The organism is Sphingomonas sp. P4_G2, from assembly GCF_056401155.1.
In genome coordinates, this window is sequence record NZ_JBFUJY010000016.1 from 1 (window position 1) to 16684 (window position 16684).

At 65.0% G+C, this 16684-nt stretch carries 14 protein-coding genes; 8 read left to right on the forward strand and 6 right to left on the reverse strand.

The window, feature by feature from the left end; translation table 11 throughout:
* The 3 genes from AC1DRD_RS22135 to AC1DRD_RS22145 form a co-directional block, all read right to left on the reverse strand.
* A partial coding sequence (locus tag AC1DRD_RS22135; protein WP_478043071.1) for a S8 family serine peptidase occupies positions 1 to 812 on the reverse strand: 812 nt, incomplete at its 3' end.
* Positions 809 to 1450: a zf-HC2 domain-containing protein gene (locus AC1DRD_RS22140; RefSeq protein ID WP_478043073.1), complete on the reverse strand. Its 642-nt coding sequence runs from the start codon at positions 1448 to 1450 to the stop codon at positions 809 to 811. The genes AC1DRD_RS22140 and AC1DRD_RS22135, both read right to left, overlap by 4 nt.
* An 11-nt stretch (positions 1451 to 1461) precedes the next feature.
* A complete protein-coding gene (locus AC1DRD_RS22145) occupies positions 1462 to 2118 on the reverse strand; it encodes a sigma-70 family RNA polymerase sigma factor (RefSeq protein ID WP_478032978.1) in 657 nt (218 codons plus the stop codon).
* 89 nt (positions 2119 to 2207) lie between these two features.
* Between AC1DRD_RS22145 and AC1DRD_RS22150 the strand changes: the two genes are divergently transcribed.
* From AC1DRD_RS22150 to groL, 3 genes are all read left to right on the forward strand, one after another.
* On the forward strand, positions 2208 to 3113 hold the full coding sequence (locus tag AC1DRD_RS22150) for a cyclase family protein (protein WP_478032977.1): 906 nt from the start codon (positions 2208 to 2210) through the stop codon (positions 3111 to 3113).
* A 177-nt stretch (positions 3114 to 3290) separates the two neighbouring features.
* The gene (gene yghU / locus AC1DRD_RS22155) at positions 3291 to 4169 is read left to right on the forward strand and encodes a glutathione-dependent disulfide-bond oxidoreductase (RefSeq protein ID WP_478032975.1); all 879 of its coding nucleotides are present in this window, start codon (positions 3291 to 3293) and stop codon (positions 4167 to 4169) included.
* Positions 4170 to 4375: 206 nt separating this feature from the next.
* Positions 4376 to 5959 carry a chaperonin GroEL gene (gene groL, locus AC1DRD_RS22160; protein ID WP_478032973.1) on the forward strand — a complete coding sequence of 528 codons (1584 nt, stop codon included), beginning with the start codon at positions 4376 to 4378 and terminating at the stop codon, positions 5957 to 5959.
* Positions 5960 to 6108: 149 nt separating this feature from the next.
* On the opposite strand, the gene AC1DRD_RS22165 is transcribed toward groL, so the two are convergent.
* Positions 6109 to 7971 (reverse strand): sensor domain-containing phosphodiesterase, encoded by a 1863-nt coding sequence (locus AC1DRD_RS22165; protein WP_478032972.1) that lies wholly within the window; start codon positions 7969 to 7971, stop codon positions 6109 to 6111.
* Between the two features lie 228 nt (positions 7972 to 8199).
* Positions 8200 to 9669: an efflux transporter outer membrane subunit gene (locus AC1DRD_RS22170; RefSeq protein WP_478043074.1), complete on the reverse strand. Its 1470-nt coding sequence runs from the start codon at positions 9667 to 9669 to the stop codon at positions 8200 to 8202.
* A 93-nt stretch (positions 9670 to 9762) separates the two neighbouring features.
* Here AC1DRD_RS22170 and AC1DRD_RS22175 point away from each other — a divergent pair, with 93 nt between their 5' ends.
* The 5 genes from AC1DRD_RS22175 (at position 9763) to AC1DRD_RS22195 (ending at position 16042) form a co-directional block, all read left to right on the forward strand.
* Complete coding sequence (locus AC1DRD_RS22175) at positions 9763 to 10383, forward strand: TetR/AcrR family transcriptional regulator (protein WP_478032969.1); 621 nt, start codon at positions 9763 to 9765, stop codon at positions 10381 to 10383.
* An 80-nt stretch (positions 10384 to 10463) separates the two neighbouring features.
* Entirely contained in the window at positions 10464 to 11546 is a 1083-nt protein-coding gene (locus tag AC1DRD_RS22180) for an efflux RND transporter periplasmic adaptor subunit (protein WP_478043076.1), read from the forward strand.
* Positions 11543 to 14650, forward strand: coding sequence for an efflux RND transporter permease subunit (locus AC1DRD_RS22185; protein WP_478043078.1), 3108 nt, complete (start codon positions 11543 to 11545; stop codon positions 14648 to 14650). The genes AC1DRD_RS22180 and AC1DRD_RS22185 overlap by 4 nt, the downstream gene beginning before the upstream one ends.
* 55 nt (positions 14651 to 14705) lie before the next feature.
* Positions 14706 to 15095, forward strand: a complete 390-nt coding sequence (locus AC1DRD_RS22190) for a winged helix-turn-helix transcriptional regulator (protein WP_478032964.1) — start codon at positions 14706 to 14708, stop codon at positions 15093 to 15095.
* 116 nt (positions 15096 to 15211) lie between these two features.
* The gene (locus AC1DRD_RS22195) at positions 15212 to 16042 is read left to right on the forward strand and encodes an SDR family NAD(P)-dependent oxidoreductase (RefSeq protein WP_478032962.1); all 831 of its coding nucleotides are present in this window, start codon (positions 15212 to 15214) and stop codon (positions 16040 to 16042) included.
* 85 nt (positions 16043 to 16127) lie between these two features.
* Here AC1DRD_RS22195 and AC1DRD_RS22200 read toward each other — a convergent pair whose 3' ends face one another.
* Positions 16128 to 16556, reverse strand: coding sequence for a winged helix-turn-helix transcriptional regulator (locus AC1DRD_RS22200; protein ID WP_478043080.1), 429 nt, complete (start codon positions 16554 to 16556; stop codon positions 16128 to 16130).
* Positions 16557 to 16684: the final 128 nt, after the last annotated feature.

A 16684-nucleotide genomic window follows, 5' to 3' on the forward strand; every position in this document is an offset into this window, starting at 1 on the left:
CTGTTGCAAAGCGTAGGGCCGGCGGCGGTCTGCCAGCACGCCCGCCTGTTGCAAAGCGTAGGGCCGGCGGCGGTCTGCCAGCACGCCCGCAACGCCATCATCCGCGCGTCGGGCGCGATCCCGGCGATGCCGATGCCGTTTCCCGCCTTGGCACCGACGATGCCGGCGACGCCGGTGCCATGCGCCTCGCTGGGGACGGTGCGGCGCCCGGAATCAGGATTGGCGACGAAATCGAGATTGGCGGTGAACTGGCCGGCCAGATCGGGATGCGCAACGTCGATCTTGCTGTCGATGATGGCGACGGAAACGTTGCGGCCGGTGGCGATGCGGTGGAGATCGGCGAGCCGCCAGGCTATGGCGGCGGGCTCTGCTCGGAAGAGAGGGTCGTTGAGCGCGGCCCCGGCGGGCGAACCGCGCGCCTGGTACGTTTGCAGCGGCTGCGACCAGGCGACCCCCGGCTCCTTCGACACCTGGGCGATCGCCGCGTCGAGCGCCCTGCCATCGGGCACGCGCATGACATAGCAATCGACCCCGATCAGCGGCATCGGCCAGCCATCGACCAGCTTCAGCCCGTTGCGCCGCGCGATTTCTGCCGCCATGCGCCGCCGCGCGGCCATCGCCGTCGTGTCACCGTAACTGCCGCCATAGCTCCCGCCGGGCCGGTAATGCGGCGGCGCCATCTTGAGCATCACCAGTATCTGGCGATCGGCGTCGGCGGTCGGCCGCTCCTGCGTATGGCCTGGCGTCACCACGCCGAGCGCGGCGGCACCGCACAAGGCCAGGCAGAGCCGGAACCATCCGCGCCAGGTCATGGCTGCGATCCAGGGTCGATCGGCTCGGCCAGCACGACCTGCGGCGTGGCGCGCAGGCCGTCGATCGCCTGGCCCCGGCGATCAGGGGCGATCCGCACGATATAAGCGCCGCCCGCCGTCGGGCCGTCGACGACGCGCGCGCCTGCCTTGGTCAGTGCAGCCCGCAGGTCGCTGTCGCGCGCATCGGGCCGGAACATCACCAGCGCGTTGCCCGGCTGTGCCGTCGGCGCCGATCCCAGCGCACGATAGGTTTCTCCGGCGGGCGATGGAGCGTCCGGCACAACCATGACAGCAAACGCGACCGCGGCGGCAGCCGCGAGCGGCCCACCGAGCGCCCAGCCCATCGCCACCCTGCGGCGCAGGAACGGCACCGGCTCGGCCAGCCGGCGAGGCGGTCCCGCCGTGTCGATCCGCTCGCTTAGCGCCGCCCAGGCATGTTCGACATCGATCGGCAGCGCTGCGACCTCTCGCGCGAGGACCTGTTCCGCCGCCAGATCGGCGCGGCATTCGGCGCACTCGGCGAGATGCGCCTCGACCATTGCCGCGTCGTCGGCCTCCAGCGTGCCGTTGACGTACCAGGGCAGCAAGTGCTGCGCCTGTTCATGAGGGCTGCCGCGCAGCCGGATGATCTCAGCCATCGAACGTCTTCCTAAATCCAGTCGGTCAACTCGCCGGCCAGGCGACGCCTGAGGTGCCGGCGAGCATGAAACATGCGGGTCTTCACCGTGTCGACCGGGCATTCGAGGATCGTCGCGATCTCGCGATAGCCCAGTTCGTGGAAATACGTCAGGTCCACCACTGCCCGGTGCGCCGCCGACAATTCGTCCATCGCGCGCATCAGCAAGGCATTGATGCGGTGGCGGCTCGATACTTCCTCGGGGCTCGCCGCGTCGCTGATACGGTTCTCGGCGTCCTTATCCTCGACCGCCTCGTCCTGCCGCTTCAGCCCCTTCATCGCCTTGCGATAGGCAATGGCGAAAATCCAGGTCGACAGCTTGCTCGCGCCGTTGAAACTGTCGGCGCGATCCCACACCACCATCATCGTGTCGTCGAGCACTTCCTCGACCAGGGTCGGCCGCCGGATCAGGTTGAGCAGGAACCGCGTCAGCCGGGGATGGTAGAGGCGGTACAATTCCTCGAACGCCGCCCGGTCGCCACCCACGACGCGCGCGAACAGCGCCATCTCGGCTTCCGATCCGCCGCTGCGCCCCCGCTCGCGCACCGCTATCAACCTGACCTCACCTTCACCATCCGCCGCCGCACCCATGATACCGGGTTTGTGCCGGAGGCGCATCGGATAGTTCATCGTGACGATCCTGCCGCGTTCGCGCTGGCGTGACAGGACGATTTGACACTAGATCGGCGTCACGACTTAGCGCGGCTGGAAAGGTAAGAATGGTGGGCGACAAGCGGGCGTGTTTCGATTTCGAGGTCGAATTTTCGAACGGGGGCGGCATCCAGGGCCAGGATTTCCGGCTCGATATCGATGGCGACGACATCACCGACGACGCGCTCGCAGCCTATATCATCGCCGATCTGCGGCTGCTCATGGTCGGCACGGTGCGGATCCTCAACAAGCGGATCATCGAGGAGCGCCACAAACGCGCCGCCGTGGCCGCTCGACCGACGGTGGCCGACACGAGCCGCCGCATCGACCTCAGCCATACGATCGAAGACGGCATGATCACCTATAAGGGATTGCCTGCTCCCCTGATGTGCGATCATCTATCGCGCGAGCAATCGCGCGCGATTTATGCCGAAGGGACCGAGTTCCAGATCGGCAAGATCGAAATGGTCGGAAATACCGGCACCTATCTCGACACGCCGTTCCATCGTTACGCCGAGGGCTATGACCTTTCCGGGCTCGATCTCGACCGCGTCAGCGGCGTTCCCGCCGTCGTGGTGCGTGTCGCGGGGCAAGCGGCGCGCGCGATCGACTGGACCGCCTTTGCCGCGAGCGATGTCGGCGGCCGCGCGGTGCTGGTGCAGACCGGGTGGGATCGCCATTGGCGGACCGATCAATATTTCGAGGACCACCCGTTCCTTACCGCCGATGCCGCCACTTATCTGCGCGATCACGGCGCGCTGGTCGTCGGCATCGATTCCTACAATATCGACGATGTTTCCGGCGGCGAACGGCCGGTGCATACGATCCTGCTCGGCGCGGGCATCCCGATCGTCGAGCATATGACCAATATGGATGAGCTCCCGATCGACGGATTCCGCTTTTGGGCAGTGCCGCCAAAGGTCAGCAAGATGGGCACGTTTCCGGTGCGAGCCCATGCGGTATTGGAGGCGTGACGACCCTGCGATCGCGTGATGGCACGGGCGCGCGATCGGCATCGCACTAGCGACAACACCGATAGTCTCAGGAGAACCCTTGAGGGCGCGCCTTCAAGGTGGCGAAACCCGATCGGGCTTCCTAGCTAGCGTCGGCGCGACCGGGAAGTTCCGGCCGCGAAACGTGGAGCTGCACCGATGAGCGAGCCGACCGATTACACCCCCCCGAAGATCTGGACCTGGGACAAGGAAAACGGCGGCGCGTTCGCCAATATCAATCGGCCGATCGCCGGGCCGACCCACGACAAGGAGCTGCCGATCGGCAAGCATCCGCTGCAGCTCTATTCGCTCGCCACGCCCAACGGGGTGAAGGTGACGGTCATGCTCGAAGAATTGCTCGCGCTCGGTCACACCGGCGCCGAATATGACGCCTGGCTGATCCGCATCAACCAGGGCGACCAGTTCGGCAGCGGCTTCGTTGCCGCCAACCCCAATTCCAAGATCCCCGCGCTGATGGATCACACCGACCCGGCCGCGCCCGTGCGCGTGTTCGAATCCGGCGCGATCCTGATCTACCTGGCCGAGAAGTTCGGCGAATTCCTGCCCAAGGATTATCCGGCTCGCGCCGAAGTCCTGTCCTGGCTGATGTGGCAGATGGGCAGCGCGCCGTTCCTCGGCGGCGGCTTCGGGCATTTCTATGCCTATGCGCCGTTCAAGCAGGAATATCCGATCAACCGCTATGCGATGGAAGTGAAGCGTCAGCTCGACGTGCTCGACCGCCGGCTGGGCGAGAGCGAATATCTCGGCGGCAAGGATTATTCGATCGCCGACATGGCAACCGCGCCCTGGTACGGCGCGCTGGTCAAGGGGCTGGCCTATGACGCCGGCGAGTTCCTGCAGGTGCAGGACTATAAGAACGTGATCCGCTGGACCGACCAGATCTTCGAGCGGCCGGCGTTCAAGCGCGGCCGCATGGTCAATCGCGTGATGGGCGAGCCGTCCGAACAACTCCACGAGCGCCACGACGCGAGCGATTTCGAGCTGCGTACCGCGGACAAGCTGGAACCGGCTGACTGACGCTATCGGATGGGGCTCCCAGCCGGCCGAGACCGGCTGGGGGTCGAAATGCCCCGGTCGCCGTCTTGCGCATAATCGCGATTGCCCCCACATGTGGGGCACTGGCACTCGCGCTTCCTTAGTGCCAATTCGCAGATCGCAGCGCTGGCTTCGGTTGTGATAGCGACGCTTCCGTCGCGTTCCAGCAACCGAACGGCCCGATTTCCATGCCAGCCAAAGACATCAAATTCTCGCGCGACGCGCGCGAGGCAATCACGCGCGGGATCGATCTGCTCGCGGATGCCGTCAAAGCAACGCTCGGCCCCAAGGGCCGCAACGTTCTGATCGACAAGGGCTATGGCGCACCCCGGATCACCAAGGACGGCGTGACCGTCGCCAAGGACATCGAGCTTCAGGACAGGTTCGAGAATCTCGGCGCGCAGATGATGCGCGCGGTCGCCTCGCGAACCCAGGATCATGCCGGCGACGGCACGACCACCGCCACCGTGCTCGCCCAGGCGATCGTCCGCGAGGGACTCAAATCAGTTTCCGCAGGGGTCAACCCGATGGACGTCAAGCGCGGCATCGACCTCGCCGTCATCCGCGTCGTCGAACATCTGGCGACGCGCTCCAGGCCGGTCGCCAACAATGACGAGATCGCCCAGGTCGGCATCGTCTCCGCCAATGGCGACGAGGAAATCGGCCGGATGATCGCCAAGGCGATGGACAAGGTCGGCAAGGAAGGCGTGATTTCGGTCGAAGACGCGCAGGGCATGGAGTTCGAGCTCGAAATCGTCGAGGGCATGCAGTTCGATCGCGGCTATCTCAGCCCCTATTTCGTGACCAATGCCGAGAAGATGACGGTCGAGCTCGAGGACCCGTGCATCCTGATCCATGAGAAGAAGCTGTCGAAGCTCGAAGCGTTGCTGCCGATCCTCGAGGCCGCCGCCAAGGCGGCCAGGCCATTGTTGATCATCGCCGAGGATATCGAAGGCGACGCGCTGGCTACGCTCGTCGTCAACAAGCTGCGCGGCGGCCTGAAGGTCGCCGCGGTCAAGGCGCCGGGCTTTGGCGATCGCCGCAAGGCGATGCTCGAGGACATCGCGATCCTGACCAAGGGCATGGTCGTCAGCGAAGAGCTCGGCATCAAGCTCGAGGGTGTGACGCTGGACATGCTCGGCACCGCCCGGCGCGTCTCGATCGACAAGAGCGACACGACGATCGTCGACGGCGCGGGCGATCCCGCGGTTATCGCCGCACGGGTCGAAGCCATCCGCCAGCAGATCGAGAATACCGACAGCGAATATGATCAGGAAAAGCTCCAGGAGCGACTGGCGAAGCTGTCGGGCGGCGTCGCGATCATCCGGGTCGGCGCATCGACCGAAGTCGAGATGACCGAACGCAAGGATCGCGTCGACGACGCGCTCCACGCCACGCGCGCCGCGGTGGAGGAGGGAATCCTCCCCGGCGGCGGAACCGCGCTGCTCCACGCGGTGAGCGCGCTGGAGGATGTGAAGGGCGACAATGCCGACCAGGATCGTGGCATCGACATCGTCCGCCGGGCGCTGTCGGCGCCGCTGCGCCAGATCGCCGAGAATGCGGGCCATGACGGCGGCGTGGTCTGCGCAAGGCTGATAGAGGGCAACGATCCGGACATGGGTTTCAACGCCCAGACCGAAACCTATGAGAATTTGGTCCAGTCCGGCGTGATCGACCCGACCTTGGTCGTCCGCTCGGCACTGCAGGACGCAGCGTCGGTCGCGGGACTGCTGCTGACGACCGAAGCGGCCATCGTCCAGGCGTCGGACTGATTGGCTGGGGCGGCAGGATCCATCTACCCGGTCCGAGAGCCGCGTAGGATGGCACAAGTCTCGGGCCGGTGTAGCCCGCCTGCGGGAGCTCCCAATGTCGCCGGCGTTCATTGCGCGATCCTGGCGGCGGCAGGCTTATGATCGGCGCTTTACTGCCCGCCTTGTCTCAAGAGACGCGCGCTCTGATTGGCGCCGACATCCGCGCCGCCGGTGTGCATCCATGCGGCGCCCCGCGACGGCCTTTCTGCGGGCAACGATTGCCCGAATCGAACCAGCATTTCGGTCATGGCGACGCGATCGACCGCTGGCGAGAACAGGTAACCTTGCCCGAGTACGCAGCCCAGGGCGCTCAACTGCTCCGCCTGGCTCTCGGTCTCTATACCCTCGGCGACCACGCGGATGCCGAGCTTTTCGGCGATGCTCAAAAGTCCCTCGACGATCACGCTGCTGGGATTTCCCGGCGAGAGGCTGTCTACAAAACTCTTGTCGATCTTGAGAATGTCGACGGGGACGGTTAGCAGATGGGTCAGGGAGGCGAAGCCGGTACCAAAGTCGTCGAGCGCCACCCGTAGTCCCAGCGCTCGCATCGCCTTGATTTCACGGGCGATGACATGGTCACGGCGCCCCATATAAACATTCTCGGTGATCTCGACGATTAGATGCTTGAGTGGCACATCCGCGGCCGCGAACGCAGCGCTGAGCTGACCGCCGAGCTTGCCGCGATGGACGTCGGCGTAGGACACGTTCAGACCAACATGCTGAAATGCTATGCCAAGGTCGAGCCAGTGGCGGATGTCGGCCACGATGCGTCCCAGCATGCGTTCTGTCAGCGAGCACGCGATCTGCGCATCCGAGGTCGCATCGCTGAACGCCGCGGCGGGAATGATTTCACCGTCAGGCGTCATCAGGCGGCAGAGCGCCTCGACGCCGACCACTTCGCGCGTGTCGAGGCGGAAGATTGGCTGATAATAGGCCTCGACGCGATTCTCGCGAAGCGCGTCCCCAAGGTCGCGAATAGCCGTTAGCCGTTTCGTGATCGCCGTCCCGATGCCGGGCCAGTAGCGGACGAACCCGCCCCTGCCCGTCTCTTTGGCGTGATATAGAGCGAAATCCGCCTTCTGGCGGACTGTCTCAGCAGTCGCATCTCCGATCGACAGCACGGCGCCGCCGATCGTCGCCTGCGGAGAGACCAAATGCCCATCGCATGAAGCCGCCTCAGCCAGGCAATTGAGGATGCGCTGTGCCGTATCGGAGATATCCCGAAGTGCCTCCGGCGTTTCCCAGATGATCGCAAACTCGTCGCCCCCGATCCGAAAGGCCTTTGCCGGCGCTGAGGCAGTAGCGAGCCGGGATGAGACCTCCCGCAAGAGCTCGTCGCCGACATGATGACCAAAGGTGTCGTTCGTCACCTTCAGATTGTCCAGATCGAGGACCATGATTGCCCAGGATCCGGGCTCGTCACACGACAAGCCTGCGAGCGCGCGATTGAAGGAAGCACGGTTCAATAGCCCGGTGAGTTCGTCGACGTTCGCCTTACGCTCGTGCTCGAGCAAACGGTCGTGTCGCTCCATCGCGATCGCGCAAAGGTGGGTGCAGTTTGCGACGATCTGCTCTTCAGCTGGGGTCGGGCCGCGCCGCTCGCGATAATAGATCGCGAAGGTTCCCAAGACCATTCCGCTCGCGTCGCTGATAGGGCTCGACCAGCACGCCGCCAGCCCCAGCGGCAGAACAAGGTGCCTGAATGCGGCCCATTTGGGATCGCTCGCGACGTCCGCGACGGCCACCGGCTTCTTGAGATATGCGGCCGTTCCGCACGAGCCTGCTGCGGGTCCGATTGGGATACCATCCAGCGCTGCGGAATAGTCCGACGGCAGGCTAGGCGCCGATAGTGGACGCAGGAAGCCGCCGCGATCGACCGTCAAAACGGAGCAGATAACACCAGGCAGCAAAGCCTCGACTTCGGAGCAAAGACGATCGGCGGTGGCCTCCAGAGAGCTTCCGGTCGCAATCATCTCTAGAATGATGTGTTGAAGGGGAAGCACGGCAAGCCAATCGTGAGGGTAAGCGCACGTCGTGCGGCAAACACCGTCAAGGTCACGTGAGGTTTCTTGGTTAATCTTTAGATAACGGCACCAACCCCTCGCCAATTTTACAAAAAGCTGGTTTCGATTCACCCGCCGCGGGATTCGTGCACGATCAGGTCGGTGGGCAGGTGAACCGGCAAATGGCGAAGTTCAAGCTCATTGCGCCGCTGCCACGGGCTCCGCGATTGGCGTCGGCGCATCCCAGCCGCCGCCCAACGCCCGGTACGAAGCGACGGCGGCGCGAGCGGCGGCCGCCTTTGCCTGAATTTCGGCGTCGCGCGTCTCCAGCACGCGCCGGTCGGCGTCGAGCACCTCGAGCAGGCTGGATGCGCCAGCTTTGTACGCCGCAAAAGCTGAGCCCCGAGCCTTGCTCAGCGACGTATCGCCCTCGGCAAGGATTTGCGCGCGTGCCTGTTGTTTAACCACGCTTGAAAAGGCGTTCTCGACATCCTCCGAGGCCCGCAGGACGACGAGGCGATAGGCGGCCAACGCTTCGCTGTTGCGGCCGCGCGCGGCAGCGATCTCGGCATCGATGCGGCCAAAATCGAACAGCCGCCAGCGCAACCCGAGGATTCCGCTCGCCTGGGTGGCTCCCCCCCCGAACAAGCTGCCCACGCCCATCGTCGCCGTGCCGAGCAGACCGCTCAGCGAGAATTTGGGATAATATTCCGAGATGGCGACGCCGATGCGGGCGTTCGATGCGGCAAGCGTGCGCTCGGCCGCGATGATGTCGGGACGCCGCCGCAGCAAGGCCGCAGGGCCACCCGCGCTGGAAACCGGGGGGACGATCGGGATCGGCGCGACAGCCGCAAGCTCAGGACGGGTCGAGCCAGGCTGGAGCCCGAGCAGGACGTCCAAGGCATTCATCGAGCTGTCGAGATTCTGCTCGAGCTCCGGAATGGCGGCTTTCACTTGCGCAAGCGCACCCTGGGCCTGGCTCAGTTGCAGCTCCGCCGCGACGCCCTTGCGATATTGCAGCGCAGTCAGCTCGACCAACTGTTGCTGGATCTTTTGCTGGTCCCGCGCGACCCCGAGTCGCGCCTGCAGGCCGCGGATCGCGATATAGGTGTCAGCGGTCTGCGCGGCGACGGCGAGCCGGGCGGCAACCGCCGCCGCGGAGGAAGCCTGCCAATCGGCGCGGGCCGCGTCGCGCGCGGCATCCTTGCCGCCGAACAGATCGATTTCCCAACTCGCGCCGAGGTTCAGCTCATAGCTCTGCGCCTCTCTCTGGAAACCCGGCAGTGCGCTGGCGATCCGGCCCTGCGGTGTCTCGCGTGACTGATAATTCTCGCTCGCCTGGCCGCTGATCTGACCCGACGGAAGAAGGTCGGCATTGGCGTAGCGTAGCGCGGCGCGCGTCTGCATCACGCGAGCGCGGGCCTGTTGCAGATCCAGGTTTTGCGCCAGCGCCCGATCGACCAGGCTCGCCAACAGCGGATCGTCGAAAGACCGCCACCAATTGGCCAGGTCGACCTTGGCTGCCCGCTCGGCATTGGCATCGACCGCAGGACCGCCGATGAAAGCTGGCGGTGCGGCCATCTGCGGCGCAACATAGCTAGGACCGACCGCGCAACCCGCGAGAAGAGCCGTTGTGGATGCCGCGATCAGGGTACGAAAGAAGCGCATGGAATATCGCCGATCAGCTGATGAGTTTCATGTGACCAATAACGCAATTGGTCACAATTTGTCAATCGCCGACTTTCGCGCTAAAGGTTGGTCATGAAAACGCAGATTGCAGAAAAGGCAGCGCCCGTACGCGGGCCGGCAGAACATTCGGTCCGGGATCAGATCGTCAAGGCCGCGCGCGAATGCTTCGCTCATTATGGCTATGCGAAGACGACGGTGGCGGATCTGGCGCGGGAGATCGGCTTCTCCAAAGCCTATATCTACCGGTTTTTCGAATCGAAGCAGGCGATCGGCGAGGCGATCTGCGGCGACTGCGTGGATGCGCTGTTCGACCAGGTCCGGGAGGCGGTGGACCAAGGGCAGGACGCAACCGATAAGCTGCGCAGATTTGCGAGAACCGCGACCACTGCAACCGTCGACCTGCTCTTCTCCGATCGCAAGCTTTACGAGATCGCGGTCAATGCCTCGTCCGAAAACTGGGAGGTCGCGCGAGCCTATACCGAGCGCCTCCAGAGCCTGCTCGAAGAGATTCTGAGGGAAGGACGCGAGAGCGGCGAGTTCGAGCGCAAGACGCCGCTCGACGAGACCTGCCGGTCGATTTTCTATGCGCTGAGGCCCTTCATCGACCCCGTTTTTCTCGAGCGCAGCCTCGACCTCCTTCCCGATGCCCAAACCGAGGTGACCGGATTGGTACTGCGCAGCCTCGCGCCCTAGGACGAATTGATTACATGTGACTAGTTGACACATTGGTCACAAGATGACATAGAGTTCCTACTGAAACAGGAGGAACCTGCGTGTCGATATCGTCTTGCGCGCGAAGCATCGGAATTCTCGGACTGGTGGCCGGCGCGCTTGCCGGATGCGGACGATCGGACGCCGATCCGCGTACTGCGCCGCCGCTGGTGCGGACCGCCCAAGCGGGGCTGGCCGAAGGGTCTGCACGCGAATTCACCGGGATCGTCGGCGCGCGCGTGCAGAGCGACCTCGCCTTCCGCGTCGGCGGCAAGGTTGTGGCGCGACTGGTCGACGCCGGCCAGGTCGTCCGCCGCGGCCAACCGCTGATGCGGATCGACCCGACCGACTACAGGCTCGCGACGCAAGCTACGGCGGGAGCGGTCGAGGCCGCCCGGGCCCGCGCGGCCCAGGCCAGTGCCGACGAGCTTCGCTATCGCGATCTGGTTTCGGCGGGCGCAGCGTCGGCGTCGCTCTATGAACAGAAAAAGGCCGACGCCCTTTCCGCCCGGGCCGCGCTTTCGACTGCGGAAGCACAAGCGCGCGTCAGCCGGAACGATGCCAGCTATACCGTGCTGGTCGCCGACGCGGACGGCACCGTCGCCGAAACGCTGGTCGAGCCGGGCCAGGTGGTGACCGCGGGCCAGACCGTCGTTCGGCTGGCGCGGTCAGGTCCCCGCGAAGCGATCGTCGCGCTGCCCGAGACGCTTCGCCCTGCGCTGGATACGGTGGCGGAGGCGCGGACCTACAGCGGTCTCACCGGCACCGCGCGCTTGCGCCAGTTGAGCGATTCCGCCGATCCGGCGACGCGAACCTTCGAAGCCCGGTTCGTGCTGGCCGGCGCCCCCGCGACCGCGCCATTGGGTTCGACGGTAACCGTCCGCGTCGGCGTTCCCGGTCAACCTCAGGCCATTTCCGTTCCGCTCGGCGCGATTTACGACCCCGGGCGCGGACCGGGAGTCTGGGTCGTCACCGGCAAGACCGACGCCAAGGTGACGTGGCGGCCGGTGCGCCTGGCTTCCATCGGTGAGGAAAATGCCGTCGTGTCGGCCGGATTGCGGTCGGGCGAGCGCTTCGTCGCGCTGGGCGCGCACATGCTCCATCAGGGTGAGGCCGTCCGCATCGATGCGGGAGCGGTGCGTTGAGCGGCGCTCCTGAACCCAGCGGCAGGTTCAACCTGTCCGCGCTGGCGGTGCGCGAGCGGGCGGTCACTTTATTCTTCATCATCGCCATCTCCGCTGCCGGGATTGTCGCCTTCCTCAGCCTGGGCCGCGCCGAGGATCCTAGCTTCACCATCAAGCAAATGACCGTGGTCTCGGCCTGGCCCGGCGCCACCGCACAGGAGATGCAGGACCAGGTCGCCGAGCCGCTCGAAAAACGCCTCCAGGAGCTGCGCTGGTACGACCGCGCGGAGACGTTCACGCGGCCTGGCCTTGCGTTCACCACGCTGATTCTGCGCGATCAGACACCCCCATCGGAGGTGCCGGAGCAATTTTACCAGGCGCGCAAGAAGTTGCAGGACGAGGCGCCCAACCTGCCGCAGGGCGTAGCGGGGCCGTTCGTCAACGACGAATATGGCGACGTGACCTTCGCGCTTTATGCCTTGAAGGCAAAGGGCGAACCGCAGCGGGACCTCGTCCGCCAGGCGGAGTCGCTGCGCCAGCGGCTGCTGCATGTGCCCGGCGTCAAGAAGGTCAATATCGTCGGAGAGCAGCGAGAGCGGATCTTCGTCGAGTTCGCACAGGACCGTTTGGCGACGTTGGGCATCGCGCCGCGCGCGATATTCTCGGCGCTGGCGCAGCAGAACCTGATTACCCCGGCGGGCGCGATCGAAGCGAACGGCCCGCAGATGCAGGTGCGGCTCGACGGCGCATTCGACGATCTGGAGAAGGTCCGCGACCTGCCGATCACCGCCAATGGCCGCACCTTGCGCCTGGCGGATATCGCCGAGGTCCGGCGCGGCTATGAGGACCCTGCCACCTTCCTGATCCGCAATCAGGGCGAACCGACCCTGTTGCTTGGCGTGGTGATGCGCGACGGCTGGAACGGGCTCGATCTGGGCAAATCGCTGAACGCCGAAGTCAAGGCGATCTCGTCCGAGCTGCCGCTCGGAATGGCACTGGTCCCTGTAACCGACCAGTCGGTGAATATCACGGCCGCCGTCGACCAGTTCATGCGGACGTTTCTCGAAGCACTGGCGATTGTGATGATCGTCAGCCTGATCGCGCTCGGCTGGCGGGTCGGCATCGTCGTGGCGGGAGCGGTACCGCTGACGCTCGCGATCGTCCTCGTCATCATGTGGGCGACCGGACGCGTGCTCGATCGCATCACGTTGGGCTCGCTGGTTCTCGCGCTCGGGTTGCTCGTCGATGACGCGATCATCGCGATCGAGATGATGGTCGTGAAGATGGAAGAAGGCTTCGACCGCATCAAGGCATCGGCCTATGCCTGGAGCCACACCGCGGCGCCGATGCTGGCAGGCACGCTGGTGACGGTGATCGGCCTGATGCCGGTCGGCTTCGCGCGGTCGACCGCCGGCGAATATGCCGGCAACATCTTCTGGGTGGTCGGCTTCGCTCTGCTCGCCTCCTGGGTCGTCGCCGTTATTTTCACTCCTTATATGGGCGTCAAGCTGCTGCCGGCGATCAAGCCGGTCCAGGGCGGCCATGACGCCATCTATGAGACACCGCGCTACCAGAGGGTGCGCGGGCTGATCCGCTGGGCGGTGACGCGCAACCGGGTGGTGACGATCGCGACGCTGGCCGCATTCCTGATCGCCGGTGCGGGCATGGTGCTGGTGAAGAAGCAGTTCTTCCCCACGTCCGACCGGCCCGAGGTCCTGATCGAAGTTCAGATGCCCAAGGGCACCTCGATCGAGCAAACCAGCGCTGCCAGCGCGCAGGTCGAAGCCTGGCTGCGCAAGCAGCCCGAATCGAAGGTCGTCACCGCCTATGTCGGGCAAGGTGCGCCGCGCTTCTTCATGTCGCTTACGCCAGAACTACCCGACCCGTCTTTCGCCAAGATCGTCGTACGCACGCCATCGGAAGAAGCACGCGATGCCTTGAAGGAGCGTCTGCGGCGGGCGGCTGCCGACGGCCTCGCTCCCGCGGCGCGCGTGCGGGTGACGCAGCTCGTCTTCGGCCCGCCCTCGCCCTATCCCGTGGCGTTCCGCGTCAGCGGCCCCGATGTCGACAGGACGCGCGTCATCGCCGACCGGGTTCGCGCGATCATGACCGCCGACCCGACGATGCGCACGGTCAACACCGATTGGGGCGAGCGCGTGCCGACGCTGCATTTCGTGCTCGACCAGGACCGGCTCCGCGCAATGGGCCTGACCTCGAGCGACGTCGGCGAACAACTCCAGTTCCTGCTCTCGGGCGTGACGGTCTCGCAGGCCCGCGAGGACATCAGGACCGTCGATGTTGTCGCGCGTTCCGCCGGCGGGACGCGGCTCGATCCGGCGCGCATCGGCGATTTCACCCTGACCGCGGCGAATGGGCAGCGTGTTCCTATCAGCCAGATCGGGAAGCTCGAACTGCGTATGGAGGATCCGATCCTGCTCCGCCGCGACCGCGTGCCGACGATCACCGTGCGCGGCGACATCGCCAACGGCCTGCAACCACCCGACGTCTCGACCGCCATGTTCAAAAAGCTCCGGCCGGTCATCGACACGCTGCCGCCGGGTTATCACATCGACATGGCCGGCTCGATCGAGGAAGCGGCCAAGGCCAATGCCGCTCTGGCGCCGGTCTTCCCGATCATGATCCTGCTGATGATGATCGTGATCATGCTGCAGGTCCGCCAATTCTCCGCGATGGCGATCGTGCTGCTGACCGCCCCTCTCGGGTTGATCGGCGTGGTGCCGACGCTGCTGCTGACCGGCCAACCCTTCGGCTTCAATGCGATCCTGGGGCTGATCTCACTCGCGGGCATCCTGATGCGCAACACGCTCATCCTGATCGGCCAGATCCACGAGAACGAGGGGCTCGGCCGGACGCCGTTCGACGCCGTGGTCGAGGCGACCGTGCAGCGATCCCGCCCGGTGATCCTGACCGCGCTGGCCGCCGTCCTCGCCTTCGTCCCACTCACCCATTCGGTGTTCTGGGGAGCCATGGCTTTCACGCTGATCGGTGGCACGCTGATCGGCACGATCCTGACCCTCGTCTTCATGCCCGCGCTCTATGCCCTCTGGTACCGGATCAAGCCCGACGGCCAGAGTCCGGAACCCGTCGCAGTGGCGGCGGCATGAGGGCGGCCCTGTCCCCGCACAGGCCCGCCGCGGCCTCATGGCGCAGGAGGGAAATTTGACCGGCCCCCGCCCCTCTTCCAGCCCGGCGGTTGCCTCTGCTCATCCGCGGCCGAACGGCGATCCGCTCGACTGGATCGAGGGCCGCTGGGTGCTGGAGATATTGTTGTGCCTGAACCTTCGAGAGCGCCGTTTCTCCGATTTGAAGGCGGCCATCCCCCGCGTGAGCGCGAACGTTCTGACCGACCGGCTTCGCGCTCTGGAAAATGCGGGGCTCGTGGAGCGGCACTCCCTGCCGCCACCATCGGCCAGCAAAGTCTACCGGCTCGCCGATCCGGCCAACGGCTTGAGGCCGGCGTTGGAGGCGCTGGCGAACTGGCGAGCACAAGGGCTCGGCGCGGCGCGGCCGGGCCATATCACAGCCGTTGGCCCTTCGCCCGCGAGCTAGCTCGGCGGTTTCGCCACCGCTCGGCGTTGCGGAATTCGTCCGGCAGCACGCCCGGGCATATCACGCGGAAAACATGAAGGCGCCGGGCGGAATACGGTCGTTGAAAGGAAAAGTTGATGCAACAAGCTGCTGATACCGGAACGCAGATCTCCGCAGGTGAAAAGCCGAATGGCGCCCGGGCAAAACGGGCGCTGATCACGGGCGCCTCAAGCGGCCTCGGGCTCGAATTTGCCGAGCTGCTGGCGGCGCAGAAGGTCAATCTTGTGCTCGCCGCCCGACGGCGGGAGCCAATGGAAAAGCTCGCCGCCGACCTCCGCCAGAAACATGGCGTCGATGTCGTTGTCGAGCCGATCGACCTTGCCGCGCCTGGAGCCGCTGCCCGGTTGAAAAGCAGCCTGGACGAACGGGCGCTCCAGATCGACATTCTGGTCAACAATGCGGGATATGGGTTGCACGGCGAATTTCTGGAAACGCCGATCGAGCGCACAGCGGATATGATTCAGCTCAACATCACGGCGGTCACCGAGTTGAGCTATGTCTTCGGGCGGGACATGGCATCCCGGGGAACCGGGCAGATTCTCCTCATTGCCAGTCTCCTTGGACTCCAACCTGCTCCCAATTATGCGGCTTACGCAGCTACGAAGTCCTATGTGCTGGCTTTTGGCGAAGCTCTGCACGACGAACTTCGCCCGCACGGTGTAGTCGTCACCAGTCTTTGCCCAGGGCACACCGAAACGGGCTTCGATGCGGCCGCCGACGCTCCCGTTTCGCCCATGCTGCGCCTTCTGACCATGAAGCCCCGCCCCGTCGCCGAAAGCGGTCTCCGGGCCCTGGGACGAGGGAAAGCCTCCGTGATTCCCGGCTTCTTGAACAACCTGGTTGCATTTTCAAATCGCCTGACACCCCGTTCGATGCAGCGCGCCACAATGAAACGAATTGTGGGATGATGTCAGTAATCGCAACTCGCCTCCGCAGAGTGCGTTTTTGCGGGTAGAGCGCCGGACAAATATCGTTCGTGCTCGAACGCCTCGCTCAGAGGGCAGACGCCGCCGCTTCGTCGTAGCGGCGCTGCGCCTCCAGCACCTGATCGACATTCTCCTCGGCCCAGTGGAGCAGCGCCTCCATCTGTCCAGCGAGCGTCTTGCCGAGCGGCGTAATGCTATATTCGACCGTGACGGGCACCGTCGCGAACGCCTTGCGCGTGACGAGACCATTCCGCTCCAGATTCTTTAGTGTCTGGGACAGCACTTTCTGAGACAGCCCCTCGATTTCGCGCCGTAGCTGGTTGAAGCGCGTCGGCCTCTTGGCAAGGATGCCCAGCAGCAGCACGGTCCACTTGTCCGCCACGCGGTCGAGCACGATGCGGCTGGGGCAGGCGGCGGCATAGGCGTTTGGATCGACCATCGGTTTCCTACGGGTAATCAGGTGGCGCAACGGTGCCTTCTTTACATCTTGCTGCATAATTTGCACCTAGTTCCCATTCGAAACCAAGACAAGGAATCTGAAGCCGCGTGGCCTCGCCCCGCCGGCGCTCCACAAGCCGACCTCCTACTACGATCTGTTCCGTTTCGAGAACGGCAAGGTCGTCG